At 63.4% G+C, this 15,522-nt stretch carries 11 protein-coding genes; 4 read left to right on the top strand and 7 right to left on the bottom strand.

Going from position 1 to position 15,522, the window contains the following annotated elements:
• The 7 genes from ACTHNZ_RS20115 to ACTHNZ_RS20085 all read right to left on the bottom strand — a co-directional run.
• Window positions 1–1,340, bottom strand: a 1,340-nt coding sequence (locus ACTHNZ_RS20115) for a transglutaminase family protein (RefSeq protein WP_440544334.1), incomplete at its 3' end; no start/stop codon positions are given.
• A 45-nt stretch (window positions 1,341–1,385) separates the two neighbouring features.
• Window positions 1,386–2,477, bottom strand: a complete 1,092-nt coding sequence (locus tag ACTHNZ_RS20110) for an alpha-E domain-containing protein (protein WP_440544333.1) — start codon at window positions 2,475–2,477, stop codon at window positions 1,386–1,388.
• A gap of 82 nt (window positions 2,478–2,559) precedes the next feature.
• Complete coding sequence (locus ACTHNZ_RS20105) at window positions 2,560–4,032, bottom strand: circularly permuted type 2 ATP-grasp protein (protein ID WP_440544332.1); 1,473 nt, start codon at window positions 4,030–4,032, stop codon at window positions 2,560–2,562.
• A gap of 581 nt (window positions 4,033–4,613) precedes the next feature.
• Window positions 4,614–5,732 carry an ABC transporter ATP-binding protein gene (locus tag ACTHNZ_RS20100; RefSeq protein WP_440544331.1) on the bottom strand — a complete coding sequence of 373 codons (1,119 nt, stop codon included), beginning with the start codon at window positions 5,730–5,732 and terminating at the stop codon, window positions 4,614–4,616.
• 111 nt (window positions 5,733–5,843) lie between these two features.
• On the bottom strand, window positions 5,844–6,701 hold the full coding sequence (locus ACTHNZ_RS20095) for a carbohydrate ABC transporter permease (RefSeq protein WP_440544330.1): 858 nt from the start codon (window positions 6,699–6,701) through the stop codon (window positions 5,844–5,846).
• Window positions 6,691–7,632, bottom strand: coding sequence for a carbohydrate ABC transporter permease (locus ACTHNZ_RS20090; RefSeq protein WP_440544329.1), 942 nt, complete (start codon window positions 7,630–7,632; stop codon window positions 6,691–6,693). Before ACTHNZ_RS20090 ends, ACTHNZ_RS20095 begins: the two co-directional genes overlap by 11 nt.
• A 124-nt stretch (window positions 7,633–7,756) precedes the next feature.
• Window positions 7,757–9,010, bottom strand: a complete 1,254-nt coding sequence (locus ACTHNZ_RS20085; RefSeq protein ID WP_440544328.1) for an ABC transporter substrate-binding protein — start codon at window positions 9,008–9,010, stop codon at window positions 7,757–7,759.
• 543 nt (window positions 9,011–9,553) lie between these two features.
• Between ACTHNZ_RS20085 and zwf the strand changes: the two genes are divergently transcribed.
• The 4 genes from zwf (at window position 9,554) to ACTHNZ_RS20065 (ending at window position 15,435) form a co-directional block, all read left to right on the top strand.
• The gene (zwf, locus tag ACTHNZ_RS20080) at window positions 9,554–11,014 is read left to right on the top strand and encodes a glucose-6-phosphate dehydrogenase (RefSeq protein ID WP_440544327.1); all 1,461 of its coding nucleotides are present in this window, start codon (window positions 9,554–9,556) and stop codon (window positions 11,012–11,014) included.
• Between the two features lie 144 nt (window positions 11,015–11,158).
• Window positions 11,159–11,851, top strand: a complete 693-nt coding sequence (gene pgl, locus ACTHNZ_RS20075) for a 6-phosphogluconolactonase (protein ID WP_440544326.1) — start codon at window positions 11,159–11,161, stop codon at window positions 11,849–11,851.
• Window positions 11,829–13,751 (top strand): bifunctional transcriptional regulator/glucokinase, encoded by a 1,923-nt coding sequence (locus tag ACTHNZ_RS20070; protein ID WP_440544324.1) that lies wholly within the window; start codon window positions 11,829–11,831, stop codon window positions 13,749–13,751. Before pgl ends, ACTHNZ_RS20070 begins: the two co-directional genes overlap by 23 nt.
• Before the next feature lie 580 nt (window positions 13,752–14,331).
• Window positions 14,332–15,435 carry a porin gene (locus ACTHNZ_RS20065; protein WP_440544323.1) on the top strand — a complete coding sequence of 368 codons (1,104 nt, stop codon included), beginning with the start codon at window positions 14,332–14,334 and terminating at the stop codon, window positions 15,433–15,435.
• Window positions 15,436–15,522: the final 87 nt, after the last annotated feature.

Genomic DNA, 15,522 nt, shown 5'->3' with positions numbered 1-15,522 from the left:
GGCTGGACATGGCCCGCATCGAGTTCGAGCTTCTCGGCGAGACGGCGAATGAAGCGCTGCGCATCGTCGGCCGTGTAGTCCATCGGCTCGCGCTCATCGGCGAACAGCGCCGGGTCGTGCCAGCACGGCTCGCCGTCTTCGCGCCAGAACAGCGACAACGCCCAGCGCGGCAATTGCTCGCCGGGATACCACTTGCCCTGCCCGACGTGCAAGAACCCGTGCGCGCCGTAGCGGGCGCGCAGCTTGTCCATCAACGAGACCGCGTAGCCGCGCTTGGTCGGCCCGAGCGCGTCGGTGTTCCACTCGGGCGCATCGCGATCGCGCACCGAGACGAACGTCGGTTCACCGCCCATCGTGAGACGCACGTCCATCGACACCAGATCGTCGTCGACTTGGGCCCCCACGCGCTCGATTTCTTGCCAAACGGGCTCGTCGTAAGGCTTCGTCACGCGCGGCGCCTCGAGCACGCGCGTAATCGTCATCGCGTGGTCGAATTGCACCTCGCACTCGTCCAGCGCGCCCGCCACGGGCGCGGCGCTCCCCGGCTGCGGCGTGCACGCGACGGGGATATGCCCTTCACCAGCCATCAGCCCTGACGTGGGATCGAACCCGATCCAGCCCGCTCCGGGCAGATAGACTTCGCACCAGGCATGCAGATCGGTGAAGTCCGCCTCCGTGCCGCTGGGGCCGTCGATCGCTTTCTCGTCGGGCGCCAACTGCAGCAGATAGCCCGAGACAAAGCGCGCGGCAAAGCCGAGCTGACGCAACGTCTCGACGAGCAGCCAGCCCGTATCGCGGCACGAGCCCGAGCCCCTTTCGAGCGTTTCCTCCGGCGCCTGCACGCCGGGCTCCATACGGATCAGATAGCCGATCTCATGGGCTAGCCGCTGATTGAGCGCCACGAGAAAATCGACGGTACCGCACGCCGTGCGATCGATGCTTTCGATGAAGGCCGCGAAACGCGGTGTCGGTTCGGCGGTGCGCACGAGGTACGGCGCGAGTTCGGCCGCGAGCGCCGGCGCATAGTCGAACGGATAGCGCTCCGCTTCGGGCTCGAGAAAAAAATCGAACGGGTTGTAGACCGACATCTCCGCCACGAGATCGACGGTGACGCGGAACTCGCGCGTGGGTTCGGGAAAGACGAGTCGCGCTTGGTAGTTGGCAAAGGCATCCTGCTGCCAGTTGACGAAGTGGTTCGCCGGCTCGACGCGCATCGAGTAGCTCAGGATCGGCGTGCGGCAGTGCGGCGCCGGACGCAGGCGGACGACTTGCGGCCCGAGCGTGACGAGGCGGTCATAGCGGTACAGCGTGACATGGTTTAACGCGACGCGGATCGACACGTGTGAACCTCGATGCGATGAACGAAACGATTCGGGACGCAGCGCTTAGGCGGCGTGCGACTGCGTTGGCGACTGGGGTTGTGATTGCGCCTGGGATTGAGATTGGGATTGAGATTCAGACAGCGACTGAGATTGCGATTGCGAAGCCGCTGGCGCGATCGGGAGCACCGTGGCCTCCTCGGGCGCTAGGGGAACGAGGAAATCGCGGCTGATGCAGCTACCGAGTTCGTTGATGCGCACGAGGAAATCGGTGAGCCACGCATGCAATCCGCCGCGCAGGATGTCGCCGATCGGCGAGGCGCATACGTGCGCATGCAACTGCGCGGCCATTGCTTCCGCCAGCGCCGAGCGCGCGTTGCGCACCTGCGTGATGATCTGGCGGAGTTCGTCGAGGCTTGCCGCGAGCGAGCGCGGCCAATTCACGAACAGGATCAGCAAATTGGCGACGCGCTCGGGCACGATGACGTCGCGATAGACCTTGCGGTAGACCTCGAACCCCGAGACCGACCGCAATACGGCCGCCCAGTGATAGTAATCGAGCGATTGCGCGAGCGGCTGCGCCAATGCGCCCCCGCGCTGCTCGAGCATCTCGTACTTGACGTCGAGGATGCGGGCCGTGTTGTCGGCCCGTTCGAGGAAGGTGCCGAGCCGCATGAAGTAGAACGCTTCGTCCCTCAGCATCGTGCCGAGCTGCACGCCACGCGAGAGATGCGAGCGGAACTTGACCCATTCGAAAAACTCGCACGGATCGCGCTCGAGCACGCCGTCGGCCAGCATGCGCTGCGCGTCGAGCCAAGTCGTGTTGATCGTCTCCCAGAGCTCGGTCGTGATCGAGCCGCGCACCGCCCGGGCGTTCTCGCGAGCGGCTCGCAAACAATTGATGATCGACGAAAGGTTGTCGCGGTCGCTCGACATGAATGCGATCACATCGCGGCTGGCCATGCTCGGATGCGCGGCCGCATAGAGGCCGGCGAGTTCCGAAATCGAAAGCATGGCGCGCCATCCAAGGGCCGCGTACTCGTCCGATTGCGGTACGAGCGCAAGCTGATAATTCGCATCGAGCATGCGCGCCGTGTTCTCGGCGCGCTCGGTGTAACGTGCCATCCAGAAAAGATGGTCGGCAGTGCGGCTCAGCATGATGTCTCCGGAACGGCATGTTCGAAACGAGGCCGGCGCCGCGTCACGGCGCCTATGCGCGAATCACTGCTTATTGCTCCAGCTATTGCTCCAGCACCCAGGTGTCCTTGGTGCCGCCCCCTTGCGAAGAATTGACGACGAGCGAGCCTTCGCGCAGGGCAACCCGCGTAAGGCCGCCCGGCACCATGCGCACCTCGCTGCCGGACAGCACGAACGGGCGCAAATCGATGTGGCGCGGCGCGATGCCGCTTTCGACATAGGTGGGGCAAGTCGATAGTGCGAGCGTCGGCTGCGCGATGTACTTCTCGGGGTGCGCAAGCAGCACGGCGCGGAACGTCTCGATTTCGGCCGCCGTCGAAGCCGGCCCGACCAGCATGCCGTAGCCCCCCGCGCCATGCGTTTCCTTGACGACGAGCTCGGGCAAATGATCGAGCACGTAGCGAAGATCGTCCGGCTTACGGCACATCCACGTCGGCACGTTGTTCAGGATCGGCTCTTCGCCGAGGTAGAACCGAATCATGTCCGGCACGTACGGGTAAATCGATTTGTCGTCGGCGACACCGGTGCCCACTGCATTGGCCAACGTGACGTTGCCCGCGCGATAGGCGGACAGCAAGCCGGCCGCGCCGAGCGTCGAATCGGGGCGGAACACTTCGGGGTCGAGAAAGTCGTCGTCGACACGCCGATAGATGACGTCCACGCGCTGCGGCCCTTGCGTGGTGCGCATGTAGACGACGCCCGCATCGACGAACAAATCCTGCCCTTCGACGAGTTCCACGCCCATCTGCTGCGCCAGAAACGCATGCTCGAAATACGCGGAGTTGTACATGCCCGGCGTGAGGACCACGATCGTCGGATTGTCGACGCCGCCCGGTGCGGCGGCACGCAGCGTATCGAGCAGCAGGTCCGGATAGTGCGCGACGGGTGCGACGCGATTGCGCGCAAATAGATCGGGGAATAGCCGCATCATCATCTTGCGGTTTTCGAGCATGTACGACACGCCGGACGGCACGCGCAGATTGTCTTCGAGCACGTAGAACTCGCCGGCACCCGCGCGCACGATGTCGATGCCGGCAATATGCGCATAGATGTCGCGCGCCACGTTCACGCCTTGCATCTGCGGGCGGTACTGACCATTCGCGAGAATCTGTTCGGCGGGGATGACGCCCGCGCGCACGATCGCCTGCTCGTGGTAGATGTCGTGAATGAACCGGTTCAGCGCGCCCACACGCTGGCGCAGCCCCTGTTCGAGCGCGGCCCATTCGTGCGCCGGAAAAATGCGGGGGATGACGTCGAACGGAATCGTCCGTTCCGTGCCGACGCCGGTGGCATCCTTCGCGCCGTAAACGGCGAACGTGATGCCGACACGGCGGAAGTTGAGATCCGCTTCCGCGCGCTTGTTGCTCATCTGCTGCTCGCTCTGCGCGCACATCCAGGAGAAGAACGGATGGTAGTGCGCGCGAGCTTCACCGCATCGGTGAAAGTCGAGTGCGGGCACGCCGGCAACGGCGGGCCCATTGCGCTCGAACATCTCGCTGAAGAAGGCTTGCTTCATGGCCGATTTTCCCGTTCGTTGTAGCGGCCGTTCACCGGCCGCCGGTCGAGTCCGGCAACGGCCCTTTCGGGCATCGTGTCGTTGCCGTTCGGTATCAAGCATTCTTCGGTGAGGCGGCGGCACGCGGCGGCCGTCCTCGGCAGTCCGGTCGAAGCGATTCGCCGGGCTCCCCCATCAAGGTAGCTGGCGACGAGGCGTAGGGCGACACGGGGAAAACCCGGGCCACGGCTGCCTCATGCTCTACCGTGGGGTTGGAACGGATTTATGCAACTTGTGTGCCGACGTCGGCCCGGCGGGCCGCTCCGGGCATTCGTCGCGTGGCGCTCGCCGCTTCGGGGCATCGGTGCGCACCCGAATGAAGCATGGCGAGCGACACGAACATCGCCGCGCACCGCGTCGGAGCATGAGCGATTAGCCCGCGTCCGTAGGAGCCCGGGGAGGATCGGTGGGATGAGGTGGAGGCCGGCGGTGAGATCTGAGGTAAGCGCACAGCGAGTGCGAGGGGCAAGACCGCCCCATACGACACGGGGCGCATGAAGCGCCCCGTTCATATCGTGCCGCCGTGCTGCGCCGCGCCGTACTCAGGCGATGCGCGCTTCGGTCGACGGGTCGAACAGCACGGCCTTGGAGACATCGGCAAGCAGCGTCATGCTTTGCTGCGCTTGCGGATTCGAGGCCGGGTGCACACGGCTGACCGTGCGCTTGCCGTTGATCTGGGCAAAAACGAGCGTATCCGGGCCCGTCGGCTCGATGACGTCGACGTTCACCTTGAGCGCCTGCAGATCGCTGCTGTTGGCATCGTGAGCGCCGCGCGCATCGGTCAGGCGCTCGGGCCGCAGGCCGAGAATGACCTTTTGCCCGACGTGCGCCTTCACGCGGCCTGCCTCGAACGGCAGCTTCAAAACGCTGCGTTCGACGCCCGTATCGATCTCGATCCCGATGCCCGCGCCCTGTTCGACGAGATTGCCTTCGATGAAGTTCATCGGCGGCGCGCCGATGAAGCCGGCCACGAACAGGTTCGACGGCGAATCGTAAATATCCTGCGGGGCACCGAACTGTTGCACGATGCCGTCCTTCATCACGGCGATGCGATCGCCGAGCGTCATCGCCTCGATCTGATCGTGCGTGACGTAGACGATCGTCGTGCCCAGGCGCTGATGCAACAGCTTGATCTCGGAGCGCATCTCGATCCGCAGCTTCGCATCGAGGTTCGAGAGCGGTTCATCGAACAGGAACATCACGGGATCGCGCGCGAGCGCCCGGCCCATCGCCACGCGCTGACGCTGGCCGCCCGATAATTGCCCGGGCTTGCGATCGAGCAGGTGATCGATCTGCAGCATCTGCGAGACGCGATCGACGATTTGCGACTGCTCCTTCTTCGGCACCTTGCGGATGTTCAAGCCGAACGAAATGTTCTCGCGCACCGTCATCGACGGATACAGCGCGTACGACTGGAACACCATCGCGATGTCGCGATCCTTCGGCGACAGGTTGTTGACGACCTTGCCGTCGATGCAGATCTCGCCTTTGGTGACCGTCTCGAGGCCGGCGATCATGTTGAGCAGCGTCGACTTCCCGCACCCGGAGCCGCCGACGAGAATCAAGAACTGGCCGTCCTCGATATCGATGTCGACACCCTTCAGGACGGGCACGCCGTTCGGATAGGTCTTGTATACGTCGCGGATGGAAAGGCTTGCCATGCTGAAAATCCTTTAATCTGCTCTGCTTTCGAATATGCGATGGGATACGCGATGCGCTCGTCGCGCGGTACGGAGCGAATCGCCGCGCCGCGCGCCGGGCAAACCGTCCAATCAGCCCTTCACCGCGCCCGCCGTCAAGCCGCGCACGAAGTAGCGGCCGGCAATGACATAGACGAGGAGCGTCGGCAACGCCGCGATGATCGCCGCAGCCATGTCGACGTTGTATTCCTTCACACCCGTCGACGTATTCACGAGGTTGTTCAACGCCACCGTGATCGGCATCGAATCGACTCCCGAGAACACGATCCCGAACAGGAAGTCGTTCCAAATCTGCGTGAATTGCCAAATGACGCAGACCATGAAGATCGGCAGCGACACGGGCAGCAGGATCCGCGTGAAGATCATGAAGAAGCCGGCGCCATCGATGCGCGCCGCTTTCACGAGCTCCGCCGGGATGCTGACGTAGAAATTGCGGAAGAACATCGTCGTGAAGGCAATGCCGTAGACGACGTGCACCACCACCAGGCCCGTAATCGTGTTCGAGATCCCGACGAACCCGAGCAGACGAGCCATCGGCAGCAGGATCGTCTGAAACGGGATGAAGCAGCCGACGAGCAGCATCGTAAAGATGGCGTCGGCGCCGCGGAAGCGCCAGTGAGTCAGCACGTAGCCGTTGAACGCTCCGATGATCGACGAGATCAGCACGGCCGGGATCACCATCCGGATCGAGTTCATGAAGAACGGACGCATGCCCTCGCAGCGCACGCCCGTGCAGGCCTCGCTCCAAGCCTTCACCCACGGCGCCATCGTCCAGTGCGACGGCGGCGTCAGCAAGTTGCCCGTGTGCAGTTGATCGAGATCCTTGAACGACGTGGACAGCATCACGTAGATCGGGAACAGGAAGTACAGCGCGAACAGCGCGAGCGCAGCGTAGATGAACGCGCGACTGAACGTCAGCTTAGGCTGCATTGCGGGTGCTCCTCGATTCCAAGTACATGAGGGGGACGAGCACGGCAACGACGGTGGCGAGCATCATCATCGACGACGCGGCACCCACGCCGAGCTGCCCGCGGTTGAACGAAAACGTGTACATGAACATCGCCGGCAGCGACGACGACGTACCTGGGCCGCCCGCCGTCATGGCAACGACGAGATCGAACGTCTTGATCGTGATGTGGCACAGGATCAACAGCACGGAGAAGAACACCGGACGCATGCTCGGAATCACGATCTTGCGGTAGATCGTGGGCAGCGTTGCGCCGTCCACCTGCGCCGCCTTGAAGATTTCGGCGTCGACGCCTCGCAGGCCCGCGAGGAACAAGGCCATGACGAAGCCCGTCGATTGCCATACCGCCGCGATGACGATACAGAAGATGGCCTTGTCGGGATCGTCGAGCCAATGAAACGAGAAGCTCGTCCACCCCCAGTCGTGAAACACCTTTTCGAGGCCGAGCGCGGGATTCAAGATCCACTGCCAAGCCGTGCCCGTCACGATGAACGACAGCGCCATCGGATACAGGAAGACGGCGCGCAGCGCGCCTTCACTGCGGATCTTTTGATCGAGCAAGATGGCCAGGAAGAGCCCGAGCCCGATGCAGATCGCGATGAACGGAATGCCGAACCAGCCGAGGTTTTTCGCGGACGTCCACCAGACGTCGTTTTGAAACAGTTCGCTGTAGCGCGTGAGCCCGGCGAACGTGTAATTGGGCATCAGCCGCGATTTCGAAAGCGACAGATAGCCGGTGATCAGAATGAAGCCGTAGACGAATACCAGGCTGATCGCCACGCTAGGCGAAAGCACGAGCTTCGGGATCCAGCGATCGGCGAGCGCCGATATCGACGATGTGCGGGGTGGAACGTGCGCCACGTTGTTCCCTTTTCCGCTTAGAGAGGCAGCCACTACTCGACTCCTGAGTGCTTGCATGCCGGCCGCGACGAGCCGAACGCTGCGAAGGCGCGCACGGCCGGCTAGAGTGACGCGGGCGGGCGCGCATCGAGCGCACGCACCGCCCCTGGAACTACGCTTACTTCGTCTGCGCTGCCTTCGCGAGCGCGGCCACGGCGTCTTGCGACGATTCGTTCGAGTTCATGAACTTCGTGACGACGTCGCTCATCGCGCCGGCCGTTGCGTCGCCCTGAGCCATGCCGTGCGCCAGCGACGGCACGTAGCCGCCGGCCTTGATCGCGGCCTGCTCATCCGAGTACGACTTCTTCGCGCAAGCGTCGTAGCTGCTCATGTCCACGCCGAGACGAACGGGGATCGAGCCCTTGTACAAGCTGAACTGCTTTTGGAACTCGGGGCTCATGATCGTCTTGGCAAGCGCGAGCTGACCCGGCGTTGCGGCGCTCTGGCCCTTCTGCTTGAAGAACACGAACGAGTCGACGTTGAACGTGTAAGCCTTGTCCGTGCCCGGCACCGGCGCGCAGACGTAGTCCGTGCCCGGCTTCTTGTTCGCGTTCGCGAACTCGCCCTTCGCCCAGTCGCCCATGAACTGCATGCCGGCCTTGCCGTTGATGACCATCGCCGTGGCGAGGTTCCAGTCGCGGCCCGTGCGCGCGTTGTCGAAGTAGGTCGTCAGCTTGCGGACCGTGTCGAACACCTTGACCATCTGCGGGGAGGTCAGCGTCTTTTGGTCGAGATCGACGATCGCCTTCTTGTAGAAATCGGCGCCTTGCGACAGCACGACGTCTTCCCACACCGTGAAGTCTTGCCACGGCTGGCCGCCCATCGCGATCGGCATGATGCCGTCGGCCTTCATCTTGTCGGCGAGCTTGAAGAACTCGTCCCAATTCGCGGGCACCTTGCCACCGGCCTTGTCGAGCGCAGCCTTGTTGATGTACAGCCAGTTCACGCGGTGCACCGAGAACGGCGCGGCGACGTAATGGCCGTCAGCCTGCATGATCTTGTCGATCTGCGGCGGCAGATTCTTCTTCCAGTCTTCCGACTTGGCAACCGAATCGATGTTCACGAGCACGTCTTGGTCGGCCCATTCCTTGATCAGCGGCCCCTTGATCTGCGCGGCGCTCGGCGCGTTGCCCGAGATCACCTGCGTCTTCAGTGCCGTCATGGCCGCCGCACCCGCGCCGCCCGCGACCGCGAAGTCCTTCCACGTATAGCCCTGCTTGGTCATGTCGTCCTTGAGGACGCCGATGGCCTTCGATTCACCGCCCGAGGTCCACCAGTGCAGCACTTCGACGGATTCACCCGCCTGAGCCGCCGACACGCCCAGCATCAGCCCCGTGGCGCACAGCGCAGCCATGATCGCGCGAACTTTCATTCTTTATCTCCTCCAGACTACTGACCTAGTAACGAGTGCTCCCCTTTTCGAGTGGCTGGGGAACGATGGTTGGGTGCTACGGAACAACAACTGGATGGGGCCGAGCCGCTTGCCGCGCGAGGCGCGCCGGCGGGCCGAGCTCGGCCGCGAAGGATCATCGGGGAATGCGTGCTTCCAAGCTCAACGACTGTCTCCTCTTTTGAATTCGGCCGGCCCGCGTCGCGCGGATCGAGCTCGGGGAGGCAGCGCTTCGTAAACGGCGCTGCTAACATGCACGCGCGGTATGAATAAGGAACACGCGGCGCGTTGCCGCCGACCGGCCACACCTTCCCGCTGCATCTGCCAGCGCAAGGTTTTTGCAATCGATCGACGTTCACCTCTTGATTTGGATTGTAGTTAAACTACAATTCAGTGTCAAAATTATTTTTATCGCGCTACAAGGCACTCCGCGAGACACTATCCGACGCCGCAACTTCGAGCAGCCACCCGAGCACCCGTTTCTCGAATCGCGCCCCGCAACCCTTTGACTTCGGCTCACGACTCATGCAAATCGACTCAGGCTTCACCTTCGTTCTCTTCGGCGGGACCGGCGATCTGTCGATGCGAAAGATCCTTCCCGCGCTGTACGAGGCCCACCGTGCGGGCATGCTGTCCGAGCAAGGCAAGATCGTTGCCGTGGCTCGGCACGCCGCCGACCGCGACGGCTATATCGAATGGGTCAACGGCAACGTCAAGTCGCACGTCTCCAAGGGCGGGCTCGACGAAGCCGCGTGGCAGCGTTTCCTCGAGCGCATCGCCTACGTGAAGCTGGACCTCGGCAAGCCCGAGGATTTCGGGCTGTTGCGCGATGCGGTTCAGGACTTGCCCGGCACGCGCGTGTTCTATCTCGCGACGGGGCCCTCGCTGTTCGTGCCGATCTGCCGCGCGCTGGCATCGGTCGGCCTGAACGAGAGCGCACGAATCGTGCTCGAGAAGCCGCTCGGCTACGATCTGCGCTCGTCGAACGCGATCAACGACGCCGTGGGCGAGATCTTCGCCGAGGAGCAGATCTACCGGATCGACCACTACCTCGGGAAAGAGCCCGTGCAGAATTTGCTCGCGCTGCGCTTCGGCAACGCGCTGTTCGAGCCGCTGTGGCGCCGCGAGTGGGTCGAAAGCATTCAGATCACGATCGCCGAAGAGCTCGGCGTCGAGGCGCGCGGCGATTTCTACGACAATACGGGTGCGCTGCGCGACATGGTGCAAAACCATCTGCTGCAACTGCTCTCGATCGTCGCGATGGAGCCGCCTCATTCGATGGATTCCGATTCGGTCCGCGACGAAAAGCTGCGCGTGCTGCGCGCATTGAAGCCGATCGATACGCGCGATATTTCGAAGATCGCCGTGCGCGGCCAGTATCACTCGGGCGTCATCAAGGGCAGTTCGGTGCCGGCCTACGCTACTGAGCACGGCGTGAAGCCGCAAAGCACGACCGAAACGTTCGTGGCGCTGAAGGCCGAAATCGAAAACTGGCGCTGGGCGGGCGTGCCGTTCTTCCTGCGCACGGGCAAGCGGCTGGCCGAGCGCGTGGCCGAAATCGTCGTCAATTTCCGGCCGGTGCCGCATTCGGCGCTCGGGCCCACCGCGTTGCGGCCTGGCGCGAACCGGCTCGTGATCCGGCTGCAGCCGAACGAGTCGATCCGCCTATACTGCCTGGCCAAACAGCCCGGCGAAGGCATGAACCTCTCGAGCGTGCACCTCGACCTCGCCTTCGATCAGTTCTTCAAGGAAGGGCAAATGGAGGCTTATCAGCGCCTGCTGCTCGACGTCATCAACGGACGCCTCGCGCTGTTCGTGCGGCGCGACGAGCAAGAAGCGGCGTGGACCTGGGTCGAGCCGATCCTGAACGAGTGGGCCGCGTCGAACAAGCCGCCGAAGCCGTATGCGGCCGGCACCTGGGGCCCTGCCGCCGCGAGTGCCATGCTCGCGCAGCACGGCACCTGCTGGCTCGAAGAAGAGAACTGACGTAACTGACGTATCGGTGCGACGGAACGACGAACCGGCAACGCGACATTCGGCAGCACAAGCAGCGTTTAATACAGAGAACGCGCTCGAAAGCGCGCAGCGTCGCCGGCGATGAAACATACAAAAAAGCAGTCTGGAGGAGAAGTGATCGAGCTTCACGCTTTTGACGATCCGCGCGTTCAAGCCGACGCGCTGGCCAAGGCCGTGAGTGCTGCGCTCGGCGCATCGCTTGCCGCAGCCCCCGCCACGCGTGCCACGCTGGCCGTGTCAGGCGGCACGAGCCCGCGTCCGCTGTTCCAAGCACTCGCGCTCGAGCCGCTCGAATGGGCGCGCGTCGACGTCACACTCGTGGACGACCGCTGGGTGCCCGACACCGACAACGCGAGCAATGCGCGGCTCGTGCGCGAGACGCTGCTCGCACAAGCGGCCGCCGCTGCCCGCTTCGCGCCGCTCGTCGACGTCTCGGTGCCGCTCGACGCACGCATCGCCGCGCTGAACGCCGATCCTTCCTACGCGCTGCCCAACGTCGCGGTGCTCGGCATGGGCGAGGACGGTCATACCGCCTCGCTTTTCGCCGATGCGCCCGCCGCCGAATGGGCGCATGCGCTCCAAACGGACGAACGCTACGTCGCCGTGCACCCGGGTGCCGCCCCGCACGCGCGCGTGAGCCTGTCGATGTCCGCGCTGAAGCGCATCGACCGGCTATTCCTATTGATCTCGGGCGAACGTAAGCTCGACGTCCTCAAAGCGGCCGCGTCAGCACCGCAAGAAAACGCCATCTCGAAGCTGGCAAACGACAAGGGAGTCAGACTCGATGTCTACTGGTCTGCAAAATAAAGCTGTTTCGGTACCGGGCGCACGCCAGCACGCCGACGGTCCGCGCCTGCTCGCCGACATCGGCGGCACGAACGCGCGCTTCGCGCTCGAAACCGAACCGGGGGAGATTTCACAGATTCGCGTGTACCCGTGCGCCGAGTACCCGACGATCGAGGACGTACTGAAGAAGTATCTGAAGGATACGAAGGTCGGCCGCGTCAACCATGCGGCGATCGCCATTGCGAATCCCGTCGACGGCGATCAAGTCAGCATGACGAATTTCAAGTGGGCGTTTTCGATCGAGGCCACGCGGCGGGCACTCGGGTTCGACACGCTGCTCGTCGTCAACGATTTCACGGCGCTCGCCATGGCCCTGCCGGGCCTGACCGACGCGCAGCGCACGCAAGTGGGCGGCGGCTCGCGTCGGCAAAACAGCGTGATCGGGCTGCTCGGCCCGGGCACGGGGCTCGGCGTATCGGGCCTGATTCCCGCCGACGACCGCTGGATTGCCCTCGGCAGCGAAGGCGGGCATGCGACGTTCGCGCCGATGGACGAGCGCGAAGATATCGTCATGCAATATGCGCGCAAGAAGTGGCCGCACGTCTCGTTCGAGCGCGTGGCGGCGGGCCCAGGCATCGAATTGATCTACCGAGCGCTGGCCGCACGCGATAAAAAGCGCGTGGCGCCGACGGTCGATCCCGCTTATGTGGTGGATCGAGCCCACGCGGGCGATGCGCTCGCGCTCGAAGCGGTCGAATGCTTCTGCGGCATTCTCGGCACGTTCGCCGGCAATTTGGCGGTGACGCTCGGCGCGCTGGGCGGCATCTATATAGGCGGCGGCGTCGTGCTGAAGCTCGGCGAGCTGTTCCTGCGCTCATCGTTCCGTGAGCGGTTCGAGGCGAAGGGCCGCTTCGCGCCCTATCTGGCAAACGTGCCCACCTATCTCATCACGGCCGAGTACCCGGCATTCCTCGGCGTCTCGGCGATCCTGGCCGAGCAGTTGTCGAACCGTGCCGGCGGCGGCTCCTCGGCCGTGTTCGAGCGGATCCGCCAGATGCGCGATGCCCTCACCCCGGCCGAACGCCGCGTTGCCGATCTCGCGCTGAACCACCCGCGCTCGATCATCAGCGATCCGATCGTCGACATCGCGCGCAAGGCCGACGTGAGCCAGCCGACGGTCATCCGCTTTTGCCGGTCGCTGGGCTGCCAAGGGCTCTCGGATTTCAAGCTCAAGCTCGCAACCGGCCTGACGGGCACGATCCCCGTCAGCCATAGCCAGGTGCATTTGGGCGATACGGCCACCGACTTCGGCGCCAAGGTGCTCGACAATACGGTGTCGGCGATCTTGCAACTGCGCGAGCATTTGAACTTCGAGCACGTCGAGCGCGCCATCGAACTGCTCAACGGTGCACGTCGGATCGAGTTCTACGGGCTCGGCAATTCGAACATCGTCGCGCAGGACGCCCATTACAAGTTCTTCCGCTTCGGCATCCCGACGATCGCCTACGGCGATCTCTATATGCAGGCGGCGTCGGCCGCGCTGCTCGGCAAGGGCGACGTCATCGTCGCCGTGTCGAAGTCCGGCCGCGCGCCCGAACTGCTGCGCGTGCTCGACGTCGCGATGCAAGCCGGCGCGCAGGTGATCGCGATCACGTCGAGCAATACGCCGCTCGCCAAGCGCGCCACGGTCGCGCTCGAAACCGACCACATCGAGATTCGCGAATCGCAGCTCTCGATGATCTCGCGGGTCTTGCATCTGGTGATGATCGACATTCTTGCGGTGGGGGTGGCCATTCGGCGTGCCGTGCCGACGGACGAAATGACGCAGGCCGTGACGAAGGCTCGCGCGGCCGGCGCCGACGATGCCGCCGCCGTGCTGGACTGGCTCAGCCATGGAGCGGCTTCGTCGGCGACGGATTGATGCCCGGAATCGGGACAGCGGTTTCGCCTGAGCGATAGGGGTGTTTCGCCGGCGCAGTTCGTGCTTCCGAGACACAGATGCCAACCCGCGTGCTCACGCTCGAGCCGCGGGTTTTTTATCGCCCGGGCGGCAATGGAATGCGGCGACGATCTCACCACGATTACACGAGGCGGCGGCCCGATTTCACCCCGGCACCTTACGTCTAACGGGACACGGCCCACACATCTCGCCGAAACGTCGCTTTTTCTTCAACGTATTCGCAACAATGGTGCAGACAAAAGATGTGGCGAGACAGCAACAAACCGCAATATGAATTAAGCAGCTACTTCCTCCCTGCCCCTTGTATGTCAAGGCCGAGCGCGATCCTCCGGTTGCATCAGTGCGTTTCAATATTCGCAATAATAGGAAACAACTAGGGATTTCCCTAATAAGGGTCGCGAGGCGACATGCCTAGTATCGCCCTCGACTGCCTGGACCCGCGGCACGCCAACCACCCTAAAAAGTGGAGGGGTCCGCGGCTAGAAATTTACCTATCCGGGTTGCTCGCACTGCAACTCTCTTCGTCTCGGAGACCTATTTGATGAAAAAATCACTTCTCGCACTGGCAGCTTTGGGTATGTTCGCTGGCGCTGCTCACGCGCAGAGCACCGTCACGCTGTATGGCATCGTTGACATCGGCATCGCTTACACGAGCAACTCGAACGCGGCTGGCAAGTCGACGTGGGCGATGGCTAGCGGCAACGAGTCGGGCTCGCGTTGGGGCTTGACGGGCGCTGAAGACCTCGGTGGCGGCCTGAAGGCAATCTTCAAGTTGGAAAACGGCTTCAACCCGAACAACGGCTCGCTCGGCCAAGGTGGTCGTCAGTTCGGCCGTCAAGCTTACGTCGGTCTGAGCGGTAACTTCGGTTCGGTCACGATGGGCCGTCAGTACAACGCGATTCAAGATTTCGTCGCACCGACTGACGTTGCATCCGCGCTCACGCAGTACGCAACGCATCCGTACGATAACGACAACCTGAACAACTCGTTCCGCAGCGATAACTCCGTCAAGTACACGTCGCCGAAGATTGCTGGCTTCCAAGCAGAAGCGTTGTACGGGTTCTCGAACGGCGCCAACTTCGCCAACAACCGTACGTACAGCCTCGGTGCTAGCTACGCGATGGGCCCGCTGAACCTCGGCGCCGGCTATGCGCGTGCGCAGAACCCCTTCGCCAACAGCGCCGGCTCGCTCTTTAACTCGGCGGGGACGCCGAATCCGTATCCTTTCGGTGGCAACCGCATCGATCAGTGGGGCTTGGGCGGCACGTACGCATTCGGCCCGGCAACGGTCGGCCTGCTCTACACGGGCTCGTTGTTCAGCAATGCAACGGGTGGCCTGACTGCAACCGGCGGCTCGATCCACTTCAACAACTACGAAGGCAGCTTCCGCTTCCAACTGACGCCGGCACTCGTGCTGGCTGTGGGCGAAACGTACACGGGCGTGCGTCAAGCGGGCGTGTCGGGCCACTTCTGGCAGACCAACCTGGGCGCCGACTACAACCTGTCGAAGCGCACGGACGTCTACCTGAGCGGTGCCTACCAGAAGGCTTCGAAGAACCTGAACGCCGCCATCGACGCATCGGCTGGCACGGCAAGCGGCCGTTCGCAGACGCTCGTCGTCGCTGGCATCCGCCACAAGTTCTAATAAGCAACGCATGATCCGGCTGGGCTTCGGCCCGCCGGAAGATCGCGTCGAGCAGTACTTTGAAAGCGCCCTTCGGGGCGCTTTTTT

This window comes from Trinickia sp. (assembly GCF_051953955.1).
Taxonomy (GTDB): Bacteria; Pseudomonadota; Gammaproteobacteria; order Burkholderiales; family Burkholderiaceae; genus Trinickia.
Note: the sequence above shows the minus strand (reverse complement) of the source record. Positions and strands in the feature narration are given on the sequence as shown.

Coding starts and splice junctions, on each gene's coding strand:
- ACTHNZ_RS20065 (WP_440544323.1), top strand. CDS start 14,332: ATGAAAAAATCACTTCTCGCACTGGCAGCTTTGGGTATGTTCGCTGGC.
- ACTHNZ_RS20100 (WP_440544331.1), bottom strand. CDS start 5,732: ATGGCAAGCCTTTCCATCCGCGACGTATACAAGACCTATCCGAACGGC.
- ACTHNZ_RS20095 (WP_440544330.1), bottom strand. CDS start 6,701: ATGCAGCCTAAGCTGACGTTCAGTCGCGCGTTCATCTACGCTGCGCTC.
- ACTHNZ_RS20085 (WP_440544328.1), bottom strand. CDS start 9,010: ATGAAAGTTCGCGCGATCATGGCTGCGCTGTGCGCCACGGGGCTGATG.
- zwf (WP_440544327.1), top strand. CDS start 9,554: ATGCAAATCGACTCAGGCTTCACCTTCGTTCTCTTCGGCGGGACCGGC.
- ACTHNZ_RS20105 (WP_440544332.1), bottom strand. CDS start 4,032: ATGAAGCAAGCCTTCTTCAGCGAGATGTTCGAGCGCAATGGGCCCGCC.
- ACTHNZ_RS20110 (WP_440544333.1), bottom strand. CDS start 2,477: ATGCTGAGCCGCACTGCCGACCATCTTTTCTGGATGGCACGTTACACC.
- ACTHNZ_RS20070 (WP_440544324.1), top strand. CDS start 11,829: ATGTCTACTGGTCTGCAAAATAAAGCTGTTTCGGTACCGGGCGCACGC.